This window comes from Pseudomonas costantinii (assembly GCF_001870435.1).
In the GTDB taxonomy this organism is placed as follows: Bacteria; Pseudomonadota; Gammaproteobacteria; order Pseudomonadales; family Pseudomonadaceae; genus Aquipseudomonas; species Aquipseudomonas costantinii.
In genome coordinates this window covers 137,485-153,520 of sequence record NZ_MDDR01000057.1, presented here as the reverse complement: position 1 = coordinate 153,520, position 16,036 = coordinate 137,485, and the positions used below count along the sequence as shown (strand labels likewise).

Annotated in this window: 22 protein-coding genes; 9 read left to right on the top strand and 13 right to left on the bottom strand. The window is 60.1% G+C overall.

What is annotated here, in order from left to right; all coding sequences use genetic code 11:
• The first annotated feature begins 46 nt into the window (after positions 1-46).
• From lolA to cysG, 5 genes are read left to right on the top strand one after another with little or no spacing between them, the layout of a single operon-like run.
• On the top strand, positions 47-670 hold the full coding sequence (lolA, locus tag BFL40_RS28420; RefSeq protein WP_071487051.1) for an outer membrane lipoprotein periplasmic chaperone LolA: 624 nt from the start codon (positions 47-49) through the stop codon (positions 668-670).
• Between the two features lie 27 nt (positions 671-697).
• The gene (locus tag BFL40_RS28415) at positions 698-2,020 is read left to right on the top strand and encodes a replication-associated recombination protein A (protein WP_071487050.1); all 1,323 of its coding nucleotides are present in this window, start codon (positions 698-700) and stop codon (positions 2,018-2,020) included.
• Positions 2,020-2,394, top strand: coding sequence for a fluoride efflux transporter CrcB (crcB, locus tag BFL40_RS28410; protein ID WP_071487049.1), 375 nt, complete (start codon positions 2,020-2,022; stop codon positions 2,392-2,394). The genes BFL40_RS28415 and crcB overlap by 1 nt, the downstream gene beginning before the upstream one ends.
• A 16-nt stretch (positions 2,395-2,410) precedes the next feature.
• Positions 2,411-3,691, top strand: a complete 1,281-nt coding sequence (gene serS / locus BFL40_RS28405) for a serine--tRNA ligase (RefSeq protein ID WP_071487048.1) — start codon at positions 2,411-2,413, stop codon at positions 3,689-3,691.
• Positions 3,692-5,086 (top strand): siroheme synthase CysG, encoded by a 1,395-nt coding sequence (gene cysG, locus BFL40_RS28400; RefSeq protein ID WP_071487047.1) that lies wholly within the window; start codon positions 3,692-3,694, stop codon positions 5,084-5,086.
• A 36-nt stretch (positions 5,087-5,122) separates the two neighbouring features.
• Here cysG and BFL40_RS28395 read toward each other — a convergent pair whose 3' ends face one another.
• The 6 genes from BFL40_RS28395 to tusD form a co-directional block, all read right to left on the bottom strand.
• Entirely contained in the window at positions 5,123-6,118 is a 996-nt protein-coding gene (locus BFL40_RS28395) for a glutathione S-transferase family protein (protein ID WP_071487046.1), read from the bottom strand.
• Between the two features lie 88 nt (positions 6,119-6,206).
• Positions 6,207-7,190 carry a glycosyl transferase family protein gene (locus tag BFL40_RS28390; RefSeq protein WP_408003971.1) on the bottom strand — a complete coding sequence of 328 codons (984 nt, stop codon included), beginning with the start codon at positions 7,188-7,190 and terminating at the stop codon, positions 6,207-6,209.
• 14 nt (positions 7,191-7,204) lie between these two features.
• The gene (locus tag BFL40_RS28385; protein ID WP_071487044.1) at positions 7,205-7,540 is read right to left on the bottom strand and encodes a TusE/DsrC/DsvC family sulfur relay protein; all 336 of its coding nucleotides are present in this window, start codon (positions 7,538-7,540) and stop codon (positions 7,205-7,207) included.
• Positions 7,537-7,815 carry a sulfurtransferase complex subunit TusB gene (gene tusB, locus BFL40_RS28380; RefSeq protein WP_071487043.1) on the bottom strand — a complete coding sequence of 93 codons (279 nt, stop codon included), beginning with the start codon at positions 7,813-7,815 and terminating at the stop codon, positions 7,537-7,539. The genes BFL40_RS28385 and tusB overlap by 4 nt, the downstream gene beginning before the upstream one ends.
• Positions 7,815-8,165, bottom strand: a complete 351-nt coding sequence (gene tusC / locus BFL40_RS28375) for a sulfurtransferase complex subunit TusC (protein WP_071487042.1) — start codon at positions 8,163-8,165, stop codon at positions 7,815-7,817. Before tusC ends, tusB begins: the two co-directional genes overlap by 1 nt.
• A gap of 1 nt (position 8,166) precedes the next feature.
• A complete protein-coding gene (tusD, locus tag BFL40_RS28370) occupies positions 8,167-8,559 on the bottom strand; it encodes a sulfurtransferase complex subunit TusD (protein WP_071487041.1) in 393 nt (130 codons plus the stop codon).
• A 157-nt stretch (positions 8,560-8,716) separates the two neighbouring features.
• On the opposite strand from tusD, the gene BFL40_RS28365 reads away from it, so the two are divergent.
• The gene (locus tag BFL40_RS28365) at positions 8,717-9,898 is read left to right on the top strand and encodes a CaiB/BaiF CoA transferase family protein (RefSeq protein ID WP_071487040.1); all 1,182 of its coding nucleotides are present in this window, start codon (positions 8,717-8,719) and stop codon (positions 9,896-9,898) included.
• Positions 9,899-9,993: 95 nt separating this feature from the next.
• Here BFL40_RS28365 and BFL40_RS28360 read toward each other — a convergent pair whose 3' ends face one another.
• Together BFL40_RS28360 and BFL40_RS28355 are read right to left on the bottom strand one after the other, a co-directional pair.
• On the bottom strand, positions 9,994-10,488 hold the full coding sequence (locus BFL40_RS28360) for a SprT family zinc-dependent metalloprotease (RefSeq protein ID WP_071487237.1): 495 nt from the start codon (positions 10,486-10,488) through the stop codon (positions 9,994-9,996).
• Between the two features lie 129 nt (positions 10,489-10,617).
• Positions 10,618-11,220, bottom strand: coding sequence for a Yip1 family protein (locus tag BFL40_RS28355; protein ID WP_071487039.1), 603 nt, complete (start codon positions 11,218-11,220; stop codon positions 10,618-10,620).
• Positions 11,221-11,495: 275 nt separating this feature from the next.
• Between BFL40_RS28355 and ttcA the strand changes: the two genes are divergently transcribed.
• On the top strand, positions 11,496-12,320 hold the full coding sequence (gene ttcA / locus BFL40_RS28350; protein ID WP_071487038.1) for a tRNA 2-thiocytidine(32) synthetase TtcA: 825 nt from the start codon (positions 11,496-11,498) through the stop codon (positions 12,318-12,320).
• Between the two features lie 67 nt (positions 12,321-12,387).
• Entirely contained in the window at positions 12,388-13,059 is a 672-nt protein-coding gene (locus BFL40_RS28345; RefSeq protein ID WP_071487037.1) for a DNA-3-methyladenine glycosylase I, read from the top strand.
• 54 nt (positions 13,060-13,113) lie between these two features.
• Here the strand turns inward: BFL40_RS28345 and BFL40_RS28340 are convergent, their stop codons facing one another.
• From BFL40_RS28340 to arsC, 3 genes are read right to left on the bottom strand one after another with little or no spacing between them, the layout of a single operon-like run.
• Positions 13,114-13,518, bottom strand: coding sequence for a DUF2069 domain-containing protein (locus BFL40_RS28340; RefSeq protein ID WP_071487036.1), 405 nt, complete (start codon positions 13,516-13,518; stop codon positions 13,114-13,116).
• Positions 13,502-14,116 carry an NAD(P)H:quinone oxidoreductase gene (gene wrbA / locus BFL40_RS28335; RefSeq protein WP_071487035.1) on the bottom strand — a complete coding sequence of 205 codons (615 nt, stop codon included), beginning with the start codon at positions 14,114-14,116 and terminating at the stop codon, positions 13,502-13,504. Before wrbA ends, BFL40_RS28340 begins: the two co-directional genes overlap by 17 nt.
• Positions 14,113-14,466: an arsenate reductase (glutaredoxin) gene (gene arsC, locus BFL40_RS28330; protein WP_071487034.1), complete on the bottom strand. Its 354-nt coding sequence runs from the start codon at positions 14,464-14,466 to the stop codon at positions 14,113-14,115. Before arsC ends, wrbA begins: the two co-directional genes overlap by 4 nt.
• A gap of 117 nt (positions 14,467-14,583) precedes the next feature.
• On the opposite strand from arsC, the gene BFL40_RS28325 reads away from it, so the two are divergent.
• Positions 14,584-15,045: a TlpA family protein disulfide reductase gene (locus tag BFL40_RS28325; RefSeq protein WP_071487033.1), complete on the top strand. Its 462-nt coding sequence runs from the start codon at positions 14,584-14,586 to the stop codon at positions 15,043-15,045.
• 117 nt (positions 15,046-15,162) lie between these two features.
• On the opposite strand, the gene BFL40_RS28320 is transcribed toward BFL40_RS28325, so the two are convergent.
• Together BFL40_RS28320 and BFL40_RS28315 are read right to left on the bottom strand one after the other, a co-directional pair.
• The gene (locus BFL40_RS28320) at positions 15,163-15,567 is read right to left on the bottom strand and encodes an META domain-containing protein (protein WP_071487032.1); all 405 of its coding nucleotides are present in this window, start codon (positions 15,565-15,567) and stop codon (positions 15,163-15,165) included.
• A complete protein-coding gene (locus BFL40_RS28315) occupies positions 15,564-16,004 on the bottom strand; it encodes a hypothetical protein (protein WP_071487031.1) in 441 nt (146 codons plus the stop codon). The genes BFL40_RS28320 and BFL40_RS28315 overlap by 4 nt, the downstream gene beginning before the upstream one ends.
• Positions 16,005-16,036 lie beyond the last annotated feature (32 nt).

Here is a 16,036-nt window from a genome sequence, read left to right as displayed (position 1 = left end):
GCGTGGCAGCACGCGGCACGCCCTAACGACTTATATGAGGACTCCCATGCGTCTTATCCGCATGCTGTTGTTGCCGGCACTGGCCCTGACCGCTGTTTCGGCTCACGCCGATCCTGCTTCGGTCGCGAGCCTGACCAACCTGCTGGACAAATCCAAGACGTTGACCGCGCGCTTTTCCCAACTGACCCTGGATGCCGGTGGCACTCAGTTGCAGCAAACCGAAGGTGAAATGGCCGTGCAGCGCCCAGGGCTGTTTTACTGGCATACGGAAGGGAAGGCCGAGCAGACCATTGTCTCCGACGGCCAGAAAGTCACGCTGTGGGATCCGGACCTGGAACAGGCGACCATCAAGAAGCTCGATCCGCGCCTGAACCAGACCCCAGCGTTGCTGTTGTCGGGTGATGTGTCGAAAATCAATGACAGTTTCGAGATCACCTCCAAGCAAACCAGCAACGTGATTGAGTTCACGCTCAAACCGAAGTCCAAGGATACGCTGTTTGACAGCTTGAACCTGTCGTTCGGCAACGGTGTGATCAACAACATGCGCCTGATCGACAGCGTCGGCCAGCGCACCGATATCCTTTTCTCCGGGGTCAAGGCCAACGAGCCGGTGCCGGCATCCAAGTTCAAGTTCGTCATCCCCAAGGGTGCCGACGTGATCCAGGAATAAACTGTTTAGAGGTTTCAAACGCTGCCCATGGATCTGTTTCGAAGTGACCCGATTGCTCAACCCCTGGCCGCGCGCTTGCGTTCGACCAATTTGGATGAGTACGTCGGTCAGGAACACCTGCTCGCTCGCGGCAAGCCCCTGCGCGAAGCCCTGGAGCAGGGCGCCCTGCACTCGATGATTTTCTGGGGACCGCCTGGGGTGGGTAAAACCACCCTGGCGCGACTGCTGGCGAAAGTCTCGGATGCGCACTTCGAAACGGTTTCGGCAGTACTGGCCGGGGTCAAAGAGATCCGTCAGGCGGTGGAGGTTGCCAAGCAGCAGGCCGGGCAATACGGCAAGCGCACCATCCTGTTTGTTGATGAAGTGCATCGCTTCAACAAGTCGCAGCAGGATGCGTTCCTGCCCTATGTCGAAGACGGTACGCTGATCTTTATCGGCGCCACCACCGAAAACCCTTCGTTTGAATTGAACAACGCATTGCTTTCGCGGGCGCGGGTCTATGTGCTCAAGAGCCTGGACGAGGCTGCGATGCGCAAACTGTTGCATCGCGCTTTGACCGAAGACAAGGGCTTGGGCAAGCGCCAGCTGAGTCTCAGCGACGAAGGCTTCAAGATTTTAATGAGCGCCGCCGATGGCGACGGACGCCGTTTTCTCAACCTGCTGGAGAATGCGTCCGACCTGGCTGAAGACAATAGCGAGATCGGTGTCGACCTGCTGCAAAGCTTGCTCGGCGACACTCGCCGCCGCTTCGATAAAGGCGGCGAAGCCTTCTACGATCAGATTTCCGCGTTGCATAAATCCGTGCGTGGCTCCAACCCCGACGGCGCGCTGTACTGGTTTGCGCGGATGATCGATGGCGGTTGTGATCCGTTGTACCTCGCGCGCCGTGTGGTGCGTATGGCCAGCGAAGACATCGGCAATGCCGACCCGCGCGCCCTGAGCTTGTGCCTCGCTGCGTGGGAAGTGCAGGAGCGCCTCGGTAGTCCGGAGGGCGAGCTGGCGGTGGCCCAAGCGATTACGTATTTAGCCTGCGCCCCCAAAAGCAACGCCGTGTATATGGGCTTCAAGTCCGCACTGCGCGCGGCTGCCGAGCATGGTTCGCTGGAAGTTCCGCTGCACCTGCGCAACGCGCCGACCAAGCTGATGAAACAACTGGGCTATGGCGACGAATACCGCTACGCCCATGACGAGCCGGACGCCTACGCCGCAGGCGAAGACTACTTCCCCGACGAGCTTGAGCCGCAGCCGTTCTACCAACCGGTGCCCCGTGGCCTGGAGCTGAAGATCGGTGAAAAGCTCAATCACCTCGCGCAACTTGATCGGCTCAGCCCAAAACAGCGGAGAAAGTAGTGCTCAAGACGATTCTTGCCGTGTCCGTAGCCGGCATCGCTGGTACATTATTGCGTTTCGCCACCGGTACTTGGGTCAACGCCAATTGGCCGAGGCATTTTTATGCGGCGACGTTAGCGGTCAACCTGGTGGGCTGCCTGATCATCGGCTTGTTGTACGGCTGGTTCCTGTTGCGCCCGGAAGTGCCGATTGAGATTCGTGCCGGCTTGATTGTCGGCTTTGTAGGCGGTCTGACGACCTTTTCATCCTTTTCACTGGATACGCTGCGCCTGCTGGAAAGCGGGCAGGCCCTGGTAGCCTTCGGGTACTTGGGTATCAGCGTGTTCGGCGGGCTGCTCGCCACTTGGGCTGGCCTGTCCTTGACCAAACTTTGATAAACGAGAGACCGACATGCTCGATTCCAAACTGTTACGTAGCAACCTTCAGGACGTAGCGGACCGCCTGGCATCCCGTGGCTTTGCCTTGGATGTCTCGCGCATCGAAGCGCTGGAAGAACAGCGCAAGACCGTCCAGACCCGCACCGAAGCACTGCAGGCTGAGCGTAATGCGCGTTCCAAATCCATCGGTCAGGCCAAGCAGCGCGGCGAAGACATCGCGCCGTTGATGGCGGACGTCGAGCGCATGGGCACCGAGCTGTCCGACGGCAAGGTCGAGCTGGAAGGTATCCAGTCCGAGTTGGATTCGATCCTGCTGGGTATCCCTAACGTGCCGCACGAATCGGTGCCGATTGGCGAAGACGAAGACGGCAACGTCGAAGTGCGTCGCTGGGGTACACCCAAAGCCTTTGATTTTGAGGTTAAGGACCATGTTGCCCTGGGTGAGTTGACCGGTGGCCTGGATTTCGAAACCGCTGCCAAAATGTCCGGTGCGCGCTTCTCCTTGCTGCGTGGCCCGGTCGCGCGTCTGCATCGCGCCCTGGCCCAGTTCATGATCAACTTGCACACCGCCGAACACGGCTACGAAGAAGCCTACACGCCATATCTGGTGCAAGCGCCGGCGCTGATGGGCACCAGCCAGTTGCCTAAATTCGAAGAAGATCTGTTCAAGATCAGCCGCGATGGCGAAGCCGATCTGTACCTGATCCCGACTGCCGAAGTGTCGCTGACCAACATCGTGGCCGGCGAGATCCTCGACGCCAAGCAACTGCCGTTGAAGTTTGTGGCTCACAGCCCATGCTTCCGCAGCGAAGCCGGCGCATCGGGTCGTGACACCCGTGGCATGATCCGCCAGCACCAGTTCGACAAAGTCGAGATGGTACAGATCGTCGAGCCTTCGACTTCGATGGAAGCCCTGGAAGGCCTGACTGCCAACGCCGAGCGCGTCCTGCAACTGCTTGAATTGCCGTACCGCGTTCTGGCGCTGTGCACTGGCGACATGGGTTTCAGCGCCGTGAAGACCTACGACCTCGAAGTGTGGGTGCCGAGCCAGGACAAGTACCGCGAGATTTCGTCGTGCTCCAACTGTGGTGATTTCCAGGCCCGTCGCATGCAGGCGCGTTTCCGTAACCCGGAAACCGGCAAGCCGGAGCTGGTACACACCCTCAACGGTTCCGGTCTGGCTGTAGGCCGTACCCTGGTGGCCGTGCTGGAAAACTACCAGCAGGCCGACGGTTCGATCCGTGTACCTGAGGTGCTCAAGCCGTACATGGCGGGCGTTGAGGTCATCGGCTAAATGGAATTTCTGCCGCTGTTTCATAACCTGCGCGGCAGTCGTGTGTTGGTCGTCGGTGGCGGGGAGATTGCCTTGCGCAAATCCCGGCTGCTGGCCGACGCCGGTGCGTTGCTGCGGGTGGTTGCTCCCCAGATTGAAGACCAGTTGCGTGAACTGGTACTGGGCAGTGGCGGGGAACTGATTTTGCGCGGTTATCAGGAGGCTGATCTTGACGGTTGCACCCTGATTATCGCAGCGACGGACGACGAGCCGCTGAACGCGCAAGTGTCCAGTGACGCGAAACACCGTTGCGTACCGGTCAATGTGGTGGATGCGCCGGCCTTGTGCAGCGTGATCTTCCCGGCGATTGTCGACCGCTCGCCGTTGGTGATTGCTGTCTCCAGCGGCGGCGATGCGCCGGTGCTGGCGCGTCTGATCCGAGCCAAGCTGGAAACCTGGATTCCCTCGACTTACGGTCAACTGGCCGGGCTGGCGGCGCGTTTTCGTGCCCAGGTCAAAGGTTTGTACCCGGATGTGCAACAGCGCCGCGCGTTCTGGGAAGACGTTTTTCAAGGTCCGATTGCTGATCGCCAATTGGCCGGGCAGGGTGCTGAAGCCGAGCGTCTGTTGATCGAAAAGGTCAACGGCGCGCCGCCTGATGCGCCCGGCGAAGTTTACCTGGTGGGCGCAGGGCCGGGTGATCCGGACCTGTTGACCTTCCGTGCCTTGCGCCTGATGCAACAAGCCGACGTGGTGCTGTATGACCGCCTGGTAGCGCCTGCGATTCTCGAACTGTGCCGCCGCGACGCCGAGCGCGTGTACGTCGGCAAGCGTCGCGCTGATCACGCTGTGCCGCAAGACCAGATCAATCAGCAACTGGTGGACTTGGCCAAGCAAGGCAAGCGGGTGCTGCGCCTCAAGGGTGGCGATCCGTTCATCTTTGGCCGTGGTGGCGAAGAGATCGAGGAGTTGGCGGCCCATGGCATTCCGTTCCAGGTGGTGCCGGGAATTACGGCCGCCAGTGGTTGCGCGGCGTATGCCGGGATTCCGCTGACTCACCGCGACTACGCGCAGTCAGTGCGTTTTATCACCGGGCATTTGAAGGACGGGACGTCGGACCTGCCTTGGCATGACCTGGTGGGACCCTCTCAGACCCTGGTGTTTTACATGGGGTTGATTGGTTTGCCGATTATCTGCGAACAGTTGATCAAGCATGGACGCTCGGCGGATACCCCGGCGGCGTTGATCCAGCAGGGCACCACGTCCAACCAGCGCGTGTTTACCGGCACCCTGGCGGACTTGCCACGCATGGTGGCGGAGCATGAAGTGCATGCGCCGACACTGGTGATCGTCGGTGAAGTGGTGGTGTTGCGTGAGAAGCTGAAGTGGTTCGAAGGCGCCCAGGCACAGGTCTAATGATCGTTCCCACGCAGAGCGTGGGAACGATCATCATCAGTTCCAGACATCCTTACCGCTTAACTTTTCTCGATCGTGCAGGCCATCAAATTTCTGCAACGGCCCTTTCGGCACTATCCCCGTCGGATTAATCGTCCGGTGACTCGCATAGTAATGCCCTTTGATGTGCTCAAAATCCACCGTCTCCGCCACACCCGGCCACTGATACATCTCCCTTAGCCAGTTCGACAAATTCGGATAATCCGCAATCCTGCGCAAATTGCATTTGAAGTGGCTGTAATACACCGCATCAAAGCGAATCAGCGTGGTGAACAGGCGTACATCCGCCTCGGTCAGGTATTCGCCGGCCAGGTAGCGATGGTCGCCCAAGTGCTGTTCCAAGTGATCCAGCTCGGCAAACACATCATCAAACGCACTTTCATATGCCTGTTGCGAAGTGGCGAAGCCTGCGCGGTACACGCCGTTGTTCACGGCGGGGTAGATGCGTTCGTTCAGCGCGTCGATGCTGGGGCGAAGGGCCTCGGGGTAGAAATCCAGGGTGTTACCCGTCAGCTCGTTAAACGCGCTGTTGAACATGCGGATGATCTCCGCCGATTCATTGCTCACAATACGGTTGAGTTTCTTGTCCCACAGCACCGGCACGGTGACGCGGCCCGTGTAGTCAGCGGTGTCGGCGGTATAGCGTTGGTGCATGTAGGCAAAGCCGTCGAGCTTATCGCCGGTTGAGCCGTGGGCCTTGTCGAAGGTCCAGCCGTTTTCCAGCATCAACCAACTGACCACGGACACGTCGATCAAGCTTTCCAGGCCCTTGAGCTTGCGCAGGATCAGGGTGCGATGCGCCCAGGGGCAGGCGAGGGACACATAGAGGTGGTAGCGACCGGCTTCGGCTTTAAAGCCACCGTCACCGCTGGGGCCAGGCTCGCCATCGGCGGTCACCCAGTTGCGGCGTTGCGCTTGTTCGCGCTGGAAAGCGCCGTCTGCGCTACTTGCGTACCACTGGTCTTTCCAGTGTCCTTCGATCAGCAAACCCATGACTGGCTCCTCAACTTATAAGCGTTGGAGCCCAGTCTAAAGGGATCAGTTCGAACTAAAAGCGCAAAGACTGCGGGTAACTAATCGATTAAATCGATTTGTTCCGCGCATCCCAGTATTGCTGGGCCAATTTGAAGGCCTGTTCCCGTGGATGGCCGAGGCCGCGCAGGGCCAGGGCCATGGTGGCGATCAGCGCCAGTTGCGGGTAACTGTCCTCGACCTCGCCACGCCACAGCGCTTTCAAATGCTCGGGCTCCAGGGTGGCGGGTTTGACGTGGCGCTGGGCGGAGAGGGCGGGCCACTCTTCGTCCCAGCTCTGGCCGCTGGTGGTGCCGTAGAGGTGGCTGAGGGTGTCGGGGTTGATCTCGACCTCGCCGCCGTCGCCCTTCACCACAATGACATTGTCACCCAGCAGGCCGCTGGCATCGCGGTGTACGCCTTGGTAACCCGGGTGGAAAATGCTTTGCAGGCCACAACGGGCATTCAGCGGGTTGAGCAGGCGCGCCAGGGAATGGATCGGCGAGCGCAGGCCCAGGGTATTGCGCAAATCGATCATGCGCTGCAGTTGCGGCGCCCAATCGCCCAGCGGAATAAACGCCAGGTTGCCTTGCTCAAAAGCAGTCTCGACCTGCTGCCAATTGCGGCACAGTGGGATCTGTAAACCTTCCAGCAATTGCTCGGTATACAGCCGGCCCGCCGTGTGGGCGCCACCGCCATGCATCAGGATGCGCACACCATTTTGCGCCAGGCACTTGGCCGCCAGCAGGTACCACGGCAGGTGGCGTTTCTTGCCGGCGTAGGTCGGCCAGTCGACGTCCACGTTCAGCGTCGGGGCGTTGAGGCGTTCGCGCACCGCTTCGGTGAAACCGGCGAGTTCTTCCGGGCTTTCTTCCTTGTGGCGCAACAGCATCAGGAAGGCGCCGAGTTGGGTGTCTTCGACTTTTTCGTCGAGCAGCATGCCCATGGCTTCACGGGCTTCCTCACGGGTGAGGTTGCGCGCGCCGCGCTTGCCTTTGCCCAGGATGCGCACGAACTGCGCAAACGGGTGCTCGGCAGGAGTTTCAAGGGTCAGCGGGGCAAAGTCGGTCATAAGCAATTCGTCGGCCTGGGCAGGCCCGCCAGCTTGGCGGCGAGTTTGGCGGGAGTGCCGTTGAACAGTTTGTTGAGGTGCAGGCTGTTGCCCTTTTCCGGGCCCAGCTTCAAGGCGGTGTATTTGATCAGCGGGCGCGTGGCGGGGGACAGCTGGAATTCGGCGTAGAACCCGCGCAGCAGCTCGAGGATTTCCCAGTGGTCCGGGGTCAACTCCAGGGCTTCGGCGGTGGCCAGGGCGTTAGCGACGTCGCTGGACCATTGGTTCAGGTCAACGAGGTAGCCGTCCTTGTCCAATTCGAGGGTGCGCTCGCCTACGGTCAGGGTGTTCATAGCCAGGTGTTGACCTTGTCGTAGTCGATCGACAATTGCACAAAGCCTGGATAGTCCACGCTGTCGGCCCAATCCGGCAGGGGCAGATTGCGCGCCTGCATATCTTCGGCTAGCACAAAGACCTTCACGCCCTTGGTTAGCAGGGCCGGGTTGTGCAGCCCATAGGCACCATCGCCGCACAGCAGGATGGCGTCATTGGCGCCGCAAACGCGCAGGCAGCTGGCGAAGCGGCTGTCGGTAAACGGGGAGTGGGACACCACATGTAAAGTTGACATCAGAGGGTTATCACCTGGTCGTAACGGTCAATCAGCGTGGAGATTTCTTCGCTGCCCAGTACCTCGGCGCTGGCGGGCGACGCAAGGCCGCGCACGGCCAGGCTGTGGCTGCAGGCGAACACCTCGTCGATGCCGAACAGGCTCAGCGCCTGCAAGTTGGCGCTGAGATCTTTTTGCTGCACGGCCTTGGCGTCCTGGTTCGGCGCCAGTTGGAACACGCCGTCATCCATGAACAACAAACCGATCGGCAGATCAAAGGCGCCACCGGCCAGCACGATATCCAGCGCTTCGCGCGCGCTCGGGCCAGACCACGGTGCCTGGCGGCTGATCACCAATAAGGATTTGGACATGTCACGGCCCTCCAAAACAGATCAGGCGGTCGGCGCTCTGGGCGGCGTCGTGTAGCTGCCCCAACCCCGACAACGCCCAAGGCGCATCCAGGTTTACCGCGCTGCGTCGATAGCGCGTGGCTTCTTCGCCATTCAGCACGCCACGGCGCAAGGCGGCGGCGATACACACCACGCCGTCGAGCTGATGGGCGCTGACAAACTCACGCCATTGGCGAGCGATGTCTTGCTCGTCCTGCGGCGCAACGATGTTATTGGAGGCGCTGTGCACGCCGTCCTGATAAAAAAACAACCGCACAATCTCATGCCCGCCAGCCAGCGCCGCCTGGGCGAACAGCAAGGCGCGGCGCGAGGAGGGCGCGTGGGCGGCGGAAAACAGCGCAATCGCGAACTTCATGGAACACTCTGCAAGCAAACGTGGGCCAATGATAAAGCCGCCGCCGCGAAAAAGCCCGCCGTGATCAAAACGGTCACTGTCGATGATCGTTCTGACGATTGCCGGTAGGCGTAAGGCTGCCTAGTCTGTGGGCATTCGAATCGGAAACGGAGTCCTTATGTCAGGTCCCTTGGCATCCCTCAAAGTGCTGGATTTTTCCACCTTGCTGCCTGGCCCGTTCGCCTCCTTGATGTTGGCAGACATGGGCGCCGAGGTGCTGCGTGTCGAATCACCCACGCGCATGGACCTGCTGCGGGTGTTGCCGCCCCATGACCGGGGGACATCGGCGAGCCATGCCTACCTCAATCGCAATAAGCGCAGTTTGGCGTTGGATCTGAAACAAGCCGAGGCATTGGAGATCGTGCGCGAACTGGTTAAGGACTACGACATCGTCCTTGAGCAATTCCGCCCCGGAGTGATGGATCGCCTGGGCCTGGGGTATGACGCTTTGAAGGCGATCAACCCCCAGTTGATTTATGTGTCGATCACCGGCTATGGCCAGACCGGCCCCTATAAGGATCGTGCCGGGCACGACATCAACTACCTGGCGCTGGCGGGTGTGGCCAGCCATACCGGGCGCCAGGACAGCGGGCCGCTGCCATTGGGCGTGCAGTTGGCGGACGTTGGTGGTGGCTCGTTGCATGCGGTGGTGGGTTTGCTCGCGGCGGTTATCGCGCGCCAGCAGAGCGGGGTGGGTCAATACCTGGATGTGAGCATGACCGATTGCTCATTCAGTCTGAACGCCATGGCGGGTGCTGGTTATCTGGCGTGTGGCGTGGAACCTGAGTGGGAAAACCACGTGCTCAATGGCGGCAGTTTCTACGACTACTATCGCACCCGTGATGGACGCTGGATGTCAGTCGGCAGTTTGGAGCCCGCATTTATGCAGCAATTGTGTGCGGCGTTGGGGCGGCCGGAACTGGCGGCACAGAGGCTGTCGCCGAAACCCGAACAGCAAAAAAACCTCAAGCTGGCGCTGCAGGTTGAGTTTGAGAAGCGCAGCTTTGACGAGCTCTGCGAGCTGTTTGCCGGGGTTGATGCGTGCGTTGAGCCTGTTTTGAGCCTCAGTGAAGCTGTTGAACATCCGCAGTTAAAGGCGCGTGAACTGGTCAGCCAGGTGCCGAGGGGCGATGGTTCGACACAGGCGCAACTTGCCTGCCCACTGAAGTTTTCCGAAGGCTTGCCGGCACCTCGGCATATTGGTGCCGCCATTGGTGCGCACAGTGATGAAGTGCTGGCCGAGTTGGGGATGAGTGCTCAGCGGATAGCAGAGTTGCGGCGGGCCAAGATAGTTGGATAGTGCCAGATAGGGCTCCATCGCAGGCAAGCCAGCTCCCACATTTGATAGGCGGCGCGGTCAACATGTGGGAGTCGGGCTTGCCCGTGGTGAGGCCCTCACTCCACCCGAGTTTCACCGGTAAACACCAGCGTATGCCGACAACGCCGACACAAATAACGCCGCCCCTGATTCACCAACCCATGGCGCTGCGACGAAAACGGGAAATCGCTGTCCGCGCACGGGCAACGGTAAATGTAGCGAGTGACCTGGCGACGCTTGATTTCATAGGTGTGACAACGATCCGGCGGCAGTTCGTAAACCCCGCGCATGATCAACTGCCATTCCTCACCATGGGGCTGGATGCGTTCGCCAAACAATTGGTGGGCGATCAGGTGCGCCACTTCATGGGCCACGGTCTGTTTCAGGAAATGTTGGCTGTTTTCACGGTACAACTGTGGGTTGAAACGCAGCAGGTTCTCGTGCAAATGCGCGACACCGGCTTTCTGGCCCCGCAGCTTGAGGCTGACCTGGGGGCGTTTGAAGCTTCGTTTGAAAAAGGATTCGGCTTGTAGGAAACAATCTTCGACGCGGGTATTGAGTTGCTCGGGCATGCTGTACATATCTCCAGAGACGCCCAGTATGCCGCAAAGCTGGGTGTTTCCGAATCTGTCAGGCGCCGAATGGTCATGCATAACGCACAAAGCCACCTTACGGTGGCCTTGCCCACGGTTTTAAGTGACTCAGTTGGTGTAGATCGGCCCTACGCCCAGGCCCCAGACGATCACGGTAAACGCCATGATTGCCACCAGCACGACAAGGCCCACGGCGAGCACCGAGCTGGAAAACAGGAAGCCTTCGTCCGGATCAATGCTCATGAAGGTTGGCAGCCCCACGTACAGCAAGTACACCGTGTAACAGATGGCGGCTGTGCCTACGACCATCCCCAGCCACATATGCGGATAGAGCGCCGCCAGCCCACCGAGGAACAGCGGTGTGGCGGTGTAGGTGGCAAATGCCACGCAGCGCGCCATGCTGGGGTTGGAGTCATAAGTGCGCGCCATCCAGTGAATGAATGCGCCCATCACCGCTACGCCGCCGAGCATGGCCGCATACGACATGATGGTCATCCACAATGCACTTTCCTGGGTCAACATGACCGGGGCGCGACTGCCGATGACCCAGCCGACCCGGGTGGTGCCGATAAAGGCGGATACGGCGGGGATCGCCGCGAGAATCAGGGTGTGAGTGAGGTACATGTGGCCGATGCTTTCTTCTTTATCGCCACGAATTTCCCGCCATTCCTGGTCGGGATGGGTAAAAAGCCCCACGACGTGATGGATCATGCCAGTCACTCCTGTCGTTATTACCATCGCCCCCCATCGGAGCGCCCACGGGCCATATGGCCTCAAAGGTCCTGGATAGTTGTGCGACCTCAAGTCGCAGTATAGGAACTGATGACCGGAAAAACTGTAGGGCTTTAGAGCGAATTGCGCTGTAAACACTGGGGCTAATCGCGCTGAGGTCTGTAGATGGCAATGCAGCCAGATTTGGAACTCGGCCGTCCTTACCGGTAAAATATCCGGCTTTTCGTCAAACACCTTTAGCGGATCCAAGCGCCATGGGCACTCTTACGGTCAACCAGAACAAACTGCAAAAACGCCTGCGTCGCCTGGCCGGTGAAGCGGTCGCCGATTTCAACATGATCGAGGACGGCGACAAGGTCATGGTCTGCCTCTCCGGCGGTAAAGACAGCTACACCCTGCTCGACGTGCTGCTGCACCTGCAAAAGGTCGCGCCGATCAAGTTCGAGATCGTTGCCGTCAACATGGACCAGAAACAACCGGGCTTCCCCGAAGACGTGCTGCCGGCCTACCTCAAGGCCTTGGGCGTGGAATACCACATCGTCGAGAAAGACACCTATTCGGTGGTCAAGGAGCTGATTCCGGAAGGCAAGACCACCTGCTCGCTGTGCTCGCGCCTGCGTCGCGGCACGCTCTACACCTTTGCCGATGAGATCGGTGCGACCAAGATGGCTTTGGGTCATCACCGCGACGATATCGTCGAGACCTTTTTCCTCAATATGTTCTTCAATGGCTCCCTCAAGGCGATGCCGCCCAAGCTGCGTGCCGATGATGGGCGCAACGTGGTGATCCGCCCGCTGGCGTATTGCAACGAGAAGGACATCCAGGCTTACTCCGACCTCAAGCAATTCCCGATCATCCCGTGCAACCTGTGTGGCTCCCAGGAAAACCTGCAGCGCCAGGTGGTCAAGGAGATGTTGCTGGAGTGGGAGCGCAAGACGCCTGGCCGTACCGAAAGCATCTTCCGCAGCTTGCAGAACGTGCAGCCTTCGCAATTGGCCGACCGCAACCTGTTCGACTTCACCAGCCTGCGTATCGACGAGAGCGCCGCCTCGCGCTTCGTCAATGTTGTGAACCTCTGAGCCCTTTCAACGCTCTGACACACGGCGCTTGCGGGCGCCGTTTTCAATTCAATCCTCAGGAGAGGGCATGCGCGATTACAAGTGGCTGCACGAATATTGTCTGAACCGTTTCGGTTCGGCGGCAGAGCTGGATGCCCACCTGCCTGTGCCCAAGACCCCGGCGCAATTACACAAGATTACGGATGATCGCTACCTGTCGACCCTGGCATTGCGGGTATTTCGCGCCGGGCTCAAACACAGCGTGGTCGACGCCAAGTGGCCGGCATTCGAGCAGGTATTCTTTGGCTTCGACCCGGAGAAGGTCGTACTGATGGGCGCCGAGCACCTGGAGCGCCTGATGCAGGACCCACGCATCATTCGTCATCTGGGTAAGCTCAAGAGCGTGCCGCGCAATGCGCAGATGATTCTGGATATCGAGCAGGAAAAGGGCAGCTTCGGCGCTTTCATCGCTGACTGGCCGGTGACTGATATCGTTGGGCTATGGAAGTACCTGAGCAAACATGGCCACCAGTTGGGCGGGCTGTCGGCGCCACGTTTCCTGCGCATGGTCGGCAAGGATACATTTGTGCCGAGTGATGACGTGGTGGCGGCATTGAACGCGCAGAAGATCATCGACAAGGTGCCGACCAGCCTGCGGGACCTGGCAACGGTGCAGGGCGTGTTCAACCAATGGCATGCCGAGAGTGGGCGGCCGATGTGTCAGCTGTCGATGATGTTGGCTTACACCGTCAATCACTGATCAGCGCTTACTGTGGCGAGCGAGCTTGTTGTGGCAAGCCCGCTCGCCACAAGGTTACTCAGCCAACCGTCGATTCAACTGATGCCGCCAGCGCACATACAGCAACGCCGTGCAAAACACCGCCAGGCTCACCAGCATCTCCAGCACCCCGAACCACTGCCGGTTCGGGTCATACGCCGCCAGCGCGCCCTTGATGAAATACAGATTCACCACAAAGCACATCCACGAATGCCCGCGGGCGCTGCCGAGGAGCATCCCCGGCGCCAGTACCAGCAACGGCACCAGTTCGATCAGCAGGATCACCCACGGACGAGCGCCGTGCAGATCAGCGACGAACAGGTAATACACGCACAGTAAGCTCACCAGGCCAAAAAACGCCAACAGACTCAGCGCGCGTGCAACCTTGACCCGTGGCTCCAGCCACGCCTGGGGCGGCAGGACTTTAGGCTTCCTGGCCACGGCCACCCTCCAGCAGGATGGCGGTGTTCGCCAGGCGCAGACCCAAGGCCCGGCACAGAGCGATTTCATGTTGGTCCAGCATGCGCTTGCCATCAGGGCCGGAATGGTGGCTGGCGCCATACGGTGTGCCACCGCCTTTAGTGTCGAGCAGCGCTTGCTCGCTGTAGGGCAGGCCGGTGATCAACATGCCGTGGTGCAGCAGCGGCAGCAGCATCGACATCAACGTGGTTTCCTGGCCGCCGTGCAGGCTGGCGGTGGAGGTGAACACCCCGGCCGGCTTGCCGACAAGGGCGCCAGTGAGCCACAGGTTGCTGGTGCCGTCGAGGAAGTACTTGAGCGGCGCGGCCATGTTGCCGAAACGGGTCGGGCTGCCCAGGGCCAGGCCTGAGCAGTTTTTCAAATCGTCCAGGCTGGCGTACAACGCGCCTTCGTCCGGAATGCTTGGCGCCACGGCCTCGCACTCGGTGGAGATTGCGGGCACGGTGCGCAGTCGCGCTTCCAATCCGGCCTGCTCGATGCCCCGGGCAATTTGCCGGGCCATTTCGCTCACCGAGCCATTGCGGCTGTAATACAGCACCAGCACATACGGCGCACTCACGGCAGGATCTCCAGCACGTTTTCCGGTGGGCGGCCGATAATGGCTTTGTTGGCGGTTTCCAGGATCGGGCGTTCCATCAACTTCGGATGCTCGGCGATGGCGGCGATCAATTGCGCTTCGCTGAGGCTTTCGTCGGCCAGGTTAAGGGTCTTGTATTCGTCTTCGCCAGTGCGCAGCAGTTGGCGGGCGCTGATGCCGAGCTTGGCCAGCAGGGCCTTTAATTGCGCGGCGTTCAGCGGTGTTTCCAAGTAGCGCACCACCGTGGGCGCAAGGCCGCGGGCTTCGAGCAATTCGAGCGCACCGCGGGATTTCGAGCAGCGCGGGTTGTGATAAAGCGTCAGATCGGTCATGTGCGGGTCGCATCTTGCGTAAGGTGGCGAGTATTCTACCTGCGCTGCGACCCGTCCTTAAACCGTAAGAGGCGATAGGTCGCAGCCAACGTTCATTTTTTTGCGAAGGATTACCCCATGACTAGGCGACTGATCGGTGCATTGGCGATCATCACAACCCTGCTGCTCAGCGGCTGCGGTAACGATTACGGCGTTGACCAATATGGCAAGAAAGTGGCGGCCGAACGCTTGGACAAGCAGTGGGTGGTGGTCAATTACTGGGCGGAATGGTGTGGTCCGTGCCGCACGGAAATCCCCGAGCTCAATGCCTTGGCCGAACAGTTGAAAGGGCAGAAAGTGGGGGTGTTCGGGGTCAATTTCGACAATGTGCAGGGTGAAGAGCTCAAGACCGCCAGCGAGAAACTGGGGATCAAGTTCACCGTCCTGGCGCAGAATCCGGAAGAGATCTTCGATATTCCACGCAGCGAGGCGCTGCCGGTGACTTACATCATCGATGACAAGGGCAAGGTGCGTGAGCAGTTGATGGGGGAGCAGACGGCGGAAGGGGTGTTGGCCAAGCTCAAGGCCCTGCGCGGATAACCATGTGGGAGCTGGCTTGCCTGCGATGCAGCCCACACGGTGTATCAGTTACACCGCAACGATGCGATCGCAGGCAAGCCAGCTCCCACAGAAAAGCCGGCCCGGCCTGAGGCTGTATCAGCCCTCTTCAAGCCACAGCCGAATTGGCTTGCCTTCAGCCGGCCAGAAACGCGTCTGCTCGATTGGCGAGATGTCCCAGCGCTCAACGCCTTGCAGGGCCTGGAAGAAGCGATGTTCCTGCTCCATCAAGGCCTCGGCGCAGAGTTTGCGGGTGCTGCCGATCTTGCCGAAGCTGAGCTTTTCGCCCTCGACGGTGTATGGCGCAAACCAGTGGTTGCAGCCGCCGTTGCCGTAAGCGCGGCCATCAGCGCCCAAGGTGACGGTCAGGTGCGCGTAATCCATCAGTGGCCGCTCACCAATCCATTCCACCACGTAGCTGTGATCCTGCTCAAGCTTCACCCCATCCCCGGCGCAGCCCGTCAGGCCAATCCCGACGGCTGCGAGCAGAAAAAGGCCTTTCATTGCGCGGTCTGCTGGCATTTCGGGCAGCGGTGCTTGTCACCCGTGCTGGCCCAGCCCAACTCCTTGATGCGCGCATTGGCGGCTGGCTGCAGCGGCTCTTTGCTGAGCTTGGTTTCCACCGCGAATTCAAACTCCAGCACGCTTTCGCAGCTGTCGCAGTTGACCTTCCAGGTGTGAATCTCCAACTCGCCGAACTTCGGCCCTTGGGCCATGGCGACCCATTGGCCCGCCGGGCGGATGGAGTAGCGCGCGTCACCTTCGACGGTCAGGCGCATCGACAGGGTTTTACTGCCGCGCAGCGTGACGATCAGGACGTCGCCATGCTTGATCGAACCACCGTTGCCGGTGATTTGGTAACGGCCCGGCACCAGGGCGCGGCATTCGATCAGGGTGTGTTGCGGGCTCAGCAAGCTGAAGCGGAAATCGTGTTCGGCCATGGATCCTCCAAATAGGCGCGGCATCCTATCAC